Origin of the sequence: Pseudoalteromonas sp. BZB3, assembly GCF_040104455.1 — a bacterium.
Lineage (GTDB): Bacteria > Pseudomonadota > Gammaproteobacteria > Enterobacterales > Alteromonadaceae > Pseudoalteromonas.
Genome location: NZ_JBECOS010000014.1, coordinates 132,711 through 141,916, shown reverse-complemented (window position 1 = coordinate 141,916; position 9,206 = coordinate 132,711). Strand labels below are relative to the sequence as shown.

Genomic DNA, 9,206 nt, shown 5'->3' with positions numbered 1-9,206 from the left:
TTAGGCCACACTACACATTTTGATAATTTAGGAAGAAATATGAGCACATTACCTAAAGCAGGTGAGTTTTTAGGGCACCCTAAGGGGCTTTTCCTGCTATTCGGCACAGAAATGTGGGAGCGATTCGGTTACTACGGCATGCGTGCCATCTTGGTGTTATATCTTGTTGCTATGGCACAAGACGGCGGCTTCGGCTGGAGCAACGCCGATGCATTAAGTCTATACGGTACATTTACTATGGCGGTATACCTAACACCATTATTCGGTGGCTGGTTAGCCGACAACGTATTAGGTCAACGTAAAGCCATCATTATTGGTGGTATTTTAATGGCTGTTGGCCACTTTACTATGGGTATTCCTCATGCCATGGTAAGTGGTATCGAAGAAAATGTTTTCTATGTTGGTTTAACATTACTTTGTATTGGTAATGGTTTATTCAAGCCAAATATCTCTACTATGGTTGGTGACTTGTACCAAGAAGGCGACAAACGTCGTGACAGTGCATTCACTATTTTCTACATGGGTATTAACTTAGGTGGCGCTTTAGGCCCACTTATCGCAGGTTACGTTGCAGCTGTAATTAACTGGCAGGCTGGTTTTATCGCGGCAGGTATCGGTATGGTTATCTCTGTTGTGATGCAGATGATCTTAAGTAAAAAGTATTTAGGCGATATTGGTGTAGTACCTTCAGCAAAACTGTCTCAGCAACAGTCTGAATCAGGTCAAAAAGAGCCTCTAACTAAAGTTGAAAAAGACCGTATCAAGGTAATTTTCACAATGAGTGTTTTCAGCATCATTTTCTGGATGGGCTTCGAGCAAGCTGGCGGTCTAATGAATATTTTCGCCAACGATTACACTGACCGTATGTTGATGGGCTTTGAAATTCCAGCTTCTTGGTTCCAATCTCTTAACTCTATCTTCATCATTATCTTCGCGCCGATTGTAGCTATGATCTGGCTTAAGCTTGATAACAAAGAGCCAAACTCGCCAGTTAAATTTGCCATTGGTTTAGTTTTCTTAGCACTTGGCTTCTTCACTATGATGCTAGCACTTGCGACTGAAGGTGGTAATGGTCAAGATGCACTGCAAATCAGCATGATTTGGTTAGTGCTTTTCTACTTATTCCATACTCTAGGTGAGCTGTGCTTGTCACCAATCGGTCTTTCTATGGTAAGTAAGCTTGCGCCACTACGCCTTGCTTCATTGCTTATGGGTATCTGGTTCTTATGTACTGCAGTTGCAAACAAAATTGCTGCATTCGTAGGTGCGTTCATCGGTGAAGGTGAAGCTGCTATGGAAAATGCCATGGGTATCTTTATTGGTCTAGGTGCAACAGGCTTAATCTCGGCAACATTAATGTACTTCCTAAGTGACCGTTTAGTTGACTGGATGCATGGCGCAGAGGGCAACCATGAACCACACACTCAAGAGCATTATTTAAGCGAAGAACTAGAAGTATCAGGTTCTAAGCAGTAATTCTCCTTGTAGCAAAAAAGCCGCTTATGCGGCTTTTTTTGTATCTGCTTTCTAACTGTACTAATTTCTTTACACCCACTCCTTTTAGATGCAAGTTCAGAGGTATTCTTTGAACTTATAAACCCATTTCCTGGAAAAACCAGCAACCGAAAATAGTCATTTAATATCAATGACTTAAAAGTTTTAAACTCCACGATTTAAAACAGCAAATAGTGATCGATTTTTGTTCTGGCACACTTGAGGAGATTCCATCACCTGCCCTAGTCGAAATACAGCAAAGTCGTTTTTAATGTGTGTTTTTAAATTTACAAATGCCCCCCTGACAATATCACTGTCCTATCTTCCCCTATTGCGATTTTTGATTAATGATTCGTTCCAACAACAAATCTAACAAGCAACCCAATTGTGCTTAATTGCGGAGTATTACAATGAGTGAAGTAAAAAACCCACTAGGTTTGGTTGGTATCGAATTTACTGAATACGCAACCCCAGATGCAGATTACATGGACAAAATCTTTGCTGATTTTGGTTTCTCTAAACTTAAAAAGTTTAAAGGCAAAGATATAGTTCATTACAACCAGAACGAGATCCATTTCTTACTAAACAACGAGCGCGGCGGTTTTTCTGCTGAGTTCGCAAAATCTCATGGTCCTGCGATTTGCTCAATGGGCTGGCGTGTAGAAGACGCTCAAAAAGCGTTTGACATTGCTGTAGAGCGTGGTGCAAAACCTGCGACAGATTCAGCAAACAAAGACCTACCATACCCTGCTATTTACGGTATTGGCGACAGCTTAATCTACTTCATCGACGTATTCGGTGACAAAGGTTCAATCTTTGAAAATGATTTTGAAGACCTAGCTGAGCAAAACATTGTTGAAGATAAAGGTTTCATCCGCATCGACCACCTAACAAACAATGTTTACAAAGGTACGATGGAAACTTGGGCTAACTTCTATAAAGGCGTATTCGGCTTTGAAGAAGTACGTTACTTCGACATCAAAGGTCAAAAGACGGCACTACTTTCTTACGCGCTTAAGTCGCCTTGTGGTACTTTCTCTATTCCAATCAACGAAGGCAAAGATGACAACAACAACCAGATCGACGAGTACTTAGACGAGTACAACGGTCCAGGTGTACAGCATCTTGCGTTCTTAACAAACGACCTTGTTGGTTCACTAGATAAACTAGACAAAACGAACATCGCGACACTAGATATCGTTGACCACTACTACGACACTATCTTTGACCGTGTTCCTTGGGTTGCTGAAGACAAGCAAAAGATCAAAGACCACCAAATCTTAGTAGATAGCCAAAGCGAAAACTGTTACTTACTACAGATCTTCACTAAGAACCTATTTGGCCCTATCTTCATTGAGATGATCCAACGTGTTGATGACGGCGGTTTCGGTGAAGGTAACTTCCAAGCGCTATTCGAATCAATCGAGCGTGACCAAGAGCGCCGTGGTGTTATCTAATTTTAGATAAGCGGAATAAGTTAAAAGCAGCTGACGTTTAAAAACGTAGCTGCTTTTGTAGTTTTTAAAGCTAAGTCGTTTTTCAAGCTTGATTTACCTTCTTGAATCTCCATATTTAGACTTAGCCAATTAATGCAAAAGGAAAGACCATGTCTTTTATTAATGAAACGCACGATATTAATTTAAAAAGCTGGGTAAGCAGCGCAAACGTTGCGGGTAATGACTTCCCAATCCAAAACCTACCATTCGCTTCTTTTCGTCGTAAAGGCGTATCTGAAGAGTTTCGCGGTGGTGTTGCTATCGGCGACCAAGTTTTAGATTTAGCGGTAGTTGCGGCTGCTGGTATTTTCTCTGGCGAAGCACAAGAAGCGGTTGAAGCGGCTAATGCACCAGCACTTAACGAATTTATGGGCATGGGCAAAGCACATTGGTCAGCACTACGTTTAGCGCTTTCTAAAGCACTGCGTGAAGGTTCTGAGCATCAAGGTGCACTTGAGTCGGCTTTAGTTGCACAAGATGACGTTGAATATGCACTGCCTTGCCACATTGGTGATTACACAGACTTTTACACGTCAATCTATCACGCAACTGCAGTTGGTAGCTTATTCCGCCCAGATAACCCGCTTCTACCTAACTACAAATGGGTACCAATTGGTTATCACGGCCGTGCATCTTCTATTGATGTATCTGGTCAAAGCTTCCCACGTCCTAAAGGTCAAACTAAAGCGCCTGATGCAGATGTGCCATCATTTGGCCCAGCAAAACGTATGGACTACGAATTAGAGCTAGGTATATACCTTGGTAAAGGTAATGAACTTGGCGATGCAATTAGCATTGAAGATGCTGAAGATCACGTATTTGGTTTCTGTCTATTTAACGATTGGTCTGCACGTGACTTACAAGCATGGGAATACCAACCATTAGGTCCATTCCTTGCTAAAAACTTCGCATCTACGGTTTCACCTTGGATTGTAACGACTGAAGCGCTAGCACCATACCGTACACAATGGCATCGTGATGAAAACGATCCTCAGCCACTAGAGTATCTAGAATCTTCACACAACCGTGAAGCGGGTGCTTTCGACATTCAAATGGATGTACTGCTAGAATCTGAAAAAATGCGCTCTGAAGGTGCTTCACCGAGCAAGCTTTCTGAATCAAGCTTCAAACATAGCTACTGGACTGTGGCACAAATGGTGACACACCACACAGTAAATGGCTGTAACTTTATTCCTGGTGACATGTTGGGTTCTGGTACACAGTCTGGTCCTGAGCATGAAGAAGCAGGTTCAATGCTTGAATTATCTCGTGGCGGTAAAGAAACCATCACACTTAACAACGGTGAAGAGCGTAAGTTCTTAGAAGATGGTGACAAGGTCATCATGCGCGGTTGGTGTGAAGCCGACGGCTTTAATCGTATTGGTTTTGGTTCAGTTGAAGGCACGGTTTTACCTGCAAAATAAACTGTCAAAACTTAATAAAAAACACTATTCAAATCAAAGGCGTGCATAAAACACGCTTTTTTTTGTGTTTTTAAGCTGGATTTTTGCATAAATATTGTTAAGGTAGAACGTTGTTAACAGGTTATTAAGAAATATGTTGAACAAGATCAGTTACCTAGCAAAAAGCGCATTTAAGCCAAAACAATTATTACTTCGTCAAAATGGTGACGTAAGTATGTTTACCCTACCTAGCAGCCTGCAAGTAAGCTTGTTATGCGCCGCTGTAGGTGCGGTTTGCTGGGTTAGTGTCAGCTCTTATGGCTATGTACAACAACAAGAGCAAATACAAACGTTAGAAAACCAACATTTGGTGGCTGAATCAAACTGGCAGCTAGAAAAACAACAACTAGAACAAAAATTAGCCGAGCAAACAAAAACACTTCATAATCTTTCGCAACAACAGAGCTTATTAGAGGGCTTAGTTGAGGCTTTACCAGAAAGTGTTGCTACGCCAGAAACATCAGAAGATCAAGTCACTGGAAACGATGAGTTTGAAGAACAGTCAAAAAACTTAGCCGATAAGCAAACATCATTACTTAACTACATCGAAAATAGCATCACCGCAAGAGCAAGCGAATTGCATACCCACTTAGATGAAATTGGTTTAGATAAGCAATTGGCCCCTTCACCAATCGCTCAGGGTGGTCCTTACCACCAGTTAGACACGCAACAGATTTCTGCCGATTACTTAAGCGTGATTGATAAGCTGGTTGAACTTAATGAACTTGAGCAGATGATCACTTTGCTGCCAGATAGCATGCCAGTAAAACAAGAAAAGTTTTATGTATCCAGTCAATTTGGTTATCGCAAAGATCCTATTACAGGCCGCAGAGCCATGCACAAAGGTGTCGATTTAGCTGGTTGGCATAAAACAGACATTCATGCCCCTGCCGCTGGGGTTGTGACAAAAGCCGGGAAAAATGGCGGTTATGGAAAATTTGTTGAAATTGAGCATGCCAATGGCTTAGTAACCCGTTTTGGTCATCTTCACACCATTAAAGTTAAAAAAGGCCAAAAAGTCGAAAAGTCAGATGTGATTGCCTTGATGGGAAGTACTGGTAGAAGCACCAGCACTCATTTACACTATGAAGTCTTACAAAATGGTAAGCATATCAATCCGATAAAACTGGCTAAGGTACTTTCTCGTGTTCAATAAATTTAAAAATAATAGCAGCGCAAGTTTACCCGCATTAATTTCACCCAACACCCATGTGACTGGGCAGATAGACTGTGATGGGGAATTACAAGTAGATGGAAAAGTAACTGGCGATTTAAAAGTGTCGATACTCATCGTAGGTCAAAATGGTGAAGTAAACGGCAATATTACGGCTGAAAAAGTACAAGTTAAAGGCACGATCAACGGCAACATTGACGCGCAATCAGTACATCTAGAAGTAACCGCCAAAGTGCATGGTGACGTTGCCCATGACACACTGACTATAGATGCCGGTGCGCATTTAGAAGGCAAGCTTACTCATAAGCAAGCCCCCGACAATATCACCCCCATCAAAGAGCAAGCTAACGCTCAGTAATATACATAGTAATATCAGCATGAAATACTTTGGTTTTATGCTGATCATATACTTCTACAGGCACAATCAAGTCTTCTTTATCTTGCCATACTCTTGGCAACTCTATTCTAGCCTCAGCGGTTAAGACTCCATCGGCTTTCTTTAAATATTGAACCGTCATGCCCTTTGGGATCCAACGGTGGGTTTTAACTGGGACGGTTGCATCTGTCATGACACCTGCCACCAGCTCGGCAAGATTGCACTGTGCAATGGCATGGATAGTGCCAATATGATTTTGAACCGAGCGGCGTTTCTTTATAACTGCAACGCATTTCCCCGCTTCTAAATGTGTAATAGTCGGCTTAATTGAACCAAAGTAAGGTGCCTTAATACATACAGCCTTACTAAAAAGCCAATTACCGAATGGTAACCAACGCACACTTTTATAAATCCCCATTAATGATGCAGCCATGTTTTGCTCCAGTAATTATTTTTATTTAATTAGCAAACATAACTCATCAGACCAGTTTTCAGCAAGTTTAAATTGACTATAACCTCAAGTAAAAAACCATAAATGAAAATATCTTATCGTTTCTCGGTATTAAGTCCTGTCGTTTTTATTTTAGAGCGTTACAATATGCGCCCTTAATAAGGAGTGCGCATGTCTGATCCCCAAATTAACTCAAAACTCAGCGTTTTTATTCTCATTTTACTCGTTATTTTCTGTCCGCTTGGTATTGATTTATATCTACCAGCATTTCCTGCCATGCAGTCTGGCTTAGCAGTGAGCAATGCGCACATTCAGCAAACCGTTGGCATTTATATGCTCACCGTCGGTTTAGGACAACTTATTGCCGGTCCACTTGCCGACAAGTACGGGAGAAGACCCATTGCATTGAGTGGTATCTTTTTATTCGCACTCGGAGGCTTGCTTGCAGCAAACACCAATGACTGGTGCGTGATCATGGCTGCCCGAGCATTGCAGGGGTTTGGTGCATGTGCAACTTTTGTTACTGCTTTTGCCATTGTCAGAGACCAATTCGGTCATAAAGGCAGTGGTAAAATGATCACCTACCTCAATGGTATCGTATGCTTTATACCAGCATTGGCGCCTATTTTCGGTGCTTGGTTAACCGTGCAATTTGGCTGGCAAAGTAACTTTATCTTTTTAGTTATCTTTGCCGTACTTGGTTTTATCTTGCTGTTTTTGCTGTGCCCTGAAACGCGTCCAAAAGATACAATTTATTCCGGCCATATTTTAGATTTAAGACGCTTTAAGCCTATGCTTGCAAGCAGTGAGTTTATGTTTAATGCCTCTATTACTATGGTTGCTATGTCAGCTATGTTGGTATTTGTCACTACAGCACCTGAATGGGTGATGACTCAGCTGGGTAAAGATATCTCGGAGTTTACGATTTGGTTTACTGTGAATGCCATAATCAGCATTGCAGCCAGCTTTATCGCCCCTAAATACATTCAAAGCGCACCTAAACAGAGCCTAATTTTTGGCTTAGCGCTGCTAACTCTTGGTGGCCTACTCATGATGGCGCTTAGTAGTGTCGCTGAGCCAGCTGCATTTATGTTGCCAATGTATATTGCCTCTATCGGATTTGCATTTACATTGGGCTCTGCAGCTGGAAAAGCGCTTGGCGGCTTTGCACAACAAGCGGGCACCGCATCTGCGCTCATTGGTGTGATGCAAATGTCTGGCGCTGCAGTACTTGCTGTATTAACACAACAATTTAGTTTTAGTGCGCCTTTTCAAGTCGGTATTCACTTAGTCACTTGTCTAATTTATATCGGCCTTCTAAAATCTTCAAAGACCCATCTTTATTATTCTGCCGATAAAAGCTAATTTAATTATGACTTCAATCTTAAAAGTGTCATATCTATAAGACATACTTAACATATTACAGAAATAGCGCTTGCTGTAGTAATAGTTTCATTTATTTTACTAAGCAGAACAAGGTAGTACTTCAGCCTGTTCAAGCACTCAGACTGTAGTATCCTAACCAACCATTTTTAAGCGGGCTTTGTGCCCGCTTTTGTTTACCTCTGTATATTTTATTCAAACCCGCTTATACTCTGCCCCACTCAATAACAACAATAATATAAGTGCGATGCTCAACCCTGAATCCGTCATTTCTTTTTTAATTGCCAGCGCAGTTATTGCCGTGGCACCAGGTCCTTCAAATGCATTCTTAATGGCACAAACTTTTACCCATGGTCGTAAGGCTGGTATGCAAAGTGCGCTAGGGTTTGCAGCCGGTGGGGTTATTCACACCATTTTTGCTGTAGTAGGACTGTCGGCCATTTTAAAAGCCTCTGAGGCGGCCTATGCGACGGTGCAATACCTAGGCGCAACCTATTTATGTTATTTGGGTTTTATGACACTCAAAGATACGTTTAAAAAGCAAATTGATTCTGAAGATAAACCCCATGTGAGTACTAAAAAACAAGGCAATGTATTTGTTCAAGCCATGATGACCGAAGTACTTAACCCTAAAGTGGCGTTATTCTTTATTGCTTTTATCCCGCAGTTTGTCGACCCAACACTCTCTTCAACTACCTTGCAACTAGCGATCTTTGGTTTGCTTTACCCTATTTTGGCTTTTCCGATAGATTGTGCCTACATTTACAGCGGTGACAAAATCGCAGGCTACTTTAGGCAGCACCCTAGCGCGCCAATCTGGATAGACCGCTTTTCAGGCTTTATTTTTATCGCCTTAGCGATTAACTTGTTACTCTAACTAATAAAAAAGAGAAATGAGTATGGAAACCAAGGTTGAGAAAATTCCTGCAAATAAGCACATAGCGCTGGTTGCCCATGATGGTAAAAAAGGCGCTCTAAAAGCCTGGTGTTTAGCCCATAAGAATACCTTAGAACGTCATACACTTTCTGCTACAGGCACGACGGGTAATGTTATTGAGCAGGCTACAGGCCTTAACGTTAATAAATTACTTAGTGGCCCTATGGGTGGCGATCAACAGCTTGGGGCGAAAATAGCAGAACATCAAATCCATATGCTGGTATTTTTCTGGGATCCCCTTGCTTCACAGCCGCACGACCCAGATGTTAAAGCACTGTTGCGCTTGGCTGCTGTGTGGAATATTCCGGTGGCATGTAATGAAGCAACCGCCGATATGCTGTTGCATTCATCTTTGATGAGTACTGAATTTAGTCGCGCTTTACCCGATTACGACAAATACTTGGCAACGCGACTAAATACCTAACAAGCTTT

At 41.8% G+C, this 9,206-nt stretch carries 9 protein-coding genes; 8 read left to right on the top strand and 1 reads right to left on the bottom strand.

Going from position 1 to position 9,206, the window contains the following annotated elements:
- Positions 1-39 precede the first annotated feature (39 nt).
- The 5 genes from ABMY35_RS16555 (at position 40) to ABMY35_RS16535 (ending at position 5,985) form a co-directional block, all read left to right on the top strand.
- Positions 40-1,476 carry a peptide MFS transporter gene (locus tag ABMY35_RS16555; RefSeq protein WP_349287214.1) on the top strand — a complete coding sequence of 479 codons (1,437 nt, stop codon included), beginning with the start codon at positions 40-42 and terminating at the stop codon, positions 1,474-1,476.
- 428 nt (positions 1,477-1,904) lie between these two features.
- Complete coding sequence (gene hppD / locus ABMY35_RS16550) at positions 1,905-2,951, top strand: 4-hydroxyphenylpyruvate dioxygenase (RefSeq protein ID WP_130253968.1); 1,047 nt, start codon at positions 1,905-1,907, stop codon at positions 2,949-2,951.
- A gap of 149 nt (positions 2,952-3,100) precedes the next feature.
- Positions 3,101-4,414 (top strand): fumarylacetoacetase, encoded by a 1,314-nt coding sequence (gene fahA / locus ABMY35_RS16545; RefSeq protein WP_349287213.1) that lies wholly within the window; start codon positions 3,101-3,103, stop codon positions 4,412-4,414.
- A gap of 133 nt (positions 4,415-4,547) precedes the next feature.
- Positions 4,548-5,609, top strand: a complete 1,062-nt coding sequence (locus ABMY35_RS16540; protein WP_349287212.1) for a M23 family metallopeptidase — start codon at positions 4,548-4,550, stop codon at positions 5,607-5,609.
- On the top strand, positions 5,599-5,985 hold the full coding sequence (locus ABMY35_RS16535) for a polymer-forming cytoskeletal protein (protein WP_138566459.1): 387 nt from the start codon (positions 5,599-5,601) through the stop codon (positions 5,983-5,985). The genes ABMY35_RS16540 and ABMY35_RS16535 overlap by 11 nt, the downstream gene beginning before the upstream one ends.
- Here ABMY35_RS16535 and ABMY35_RS16530 read toward each other — a convergent pair.
- The gene (locus tag ABMY35_RS16530; RefSeq protein WP_349287211.1) at positions 5,972-6,436 is read right to left on the bottom strand and encodes a hotdog fold domain-containing protein; all 465 of its coding nucleotides are present in this window, start codon (positions 6,434-6,436) and stop codon (positions 5,972-5,974) included. The two genes, ABMY35_RS16535 and ABMY35_RS16530, sit on opposite strands and share 14 nt — an antisense overlap.
- Positions 6,437-6,625: 189 nt before the next feature.
- Between ABMY35_RS16530 and ABMY35_RS16525 the strand changes: the two genes are divergently transcribed.
- The 3 genes from ABMY35_RS16525 (at position 6,626) to ABMY35_RS16515 (ending at position 9,198) form a co-directional block, all read left to right on the top strand.
- A complete protein-coding gene (locus tag ABMY35_RS16525; protein ID WP_138634700.1) occupies positions 6,626-7,819 on the top strand; it encodes a multidrug effflux MFS transporter in 1,194 nt (397 codons plus the stop codon).
- A gap of 265 nt (positions 7,820-8,084) precedes the next feature.
- Entirely contained in the window at positions 8,085-8,714 is a 630-nt protein-coding gene (locus tag ABMY35_RS16520) for a LysE family translocator (RefSeq protein WP_349287210.1), read from the top strand.
- Between the two features lie 22 nt (positions 8,715-8,736).
- Positions 8,737-9,198 (top strand): methylglyoxal synthase, encoded by a 462-nt coding sequence (locus ABMY35_RS16515; protein ID WP_349287209.1) that lies wholly within the window; start codon positions 8,737-8,739, stop codon positions 9,196-9,198.
- Positions 9,199-9,206 lie beyond the last annotated feature (8 nt).

Excerpts from the sequence above, each read along its gene's own strand:
- fahA (WP_349287213.1), top strand. The coding sequence starts at position 3,101 with ATGTCTTTTATTAATGAAACGCACGATATTAATTTAAAAAGCTGGGTA.
- ABMY35_RS16540 (WP_349287212.1), top strand. The coding sequence starts at position 4,548 with ATGTTGAACAAGATCAGTTACCTAGCAAAAAGCGCATTTAAGCCAAAA.
- ABMY35_RS16515 (WP_349287209.1), top strand. The coding sequence starts at position 8,737 with ATGGAAACCAAGGTTGAGAAAATTCCTGCAAATAAGCACATAGCGCTG.
- ABMY35_RS16530 (WP_349287211.1), bottom strand. The coding sequence starts at position 6,436 with ATGGCTGCATCATTAATGGGGATTTATAAAAGTGTGCGTTGGTTACCA.
- hppD (WP_130253968.1), top strand. The coding sequence starts at position 1,905 with ATGAGTGAAGTAAAAAACCCACTAGGTTTGGTTGGTATCGAATTTACT.
- ABMY35_RS16555 (WP_349287214.1), top strand. The coding sequence starts at position 40 with ATGAGCACATTACCTAAAGCAGGTGAGTTTTTAGGGCACCCTAAGGGG.
- ABMY35_RS16525 (WP_138634700.1), top strand. The coding sequence starts at position 6,626 with ATGTCTGATCCCCAAATTAACTCAAAACTCAGCGTTTTTATTCTCATT.
- ABMY35_RS16520 (WP_349287210.1), top strand. The coding sequence starts at position 8,085 with ATGCTCAACCCTGAATCCGTCATTTCTTTTTTAATTGCCAGCGCAGTT.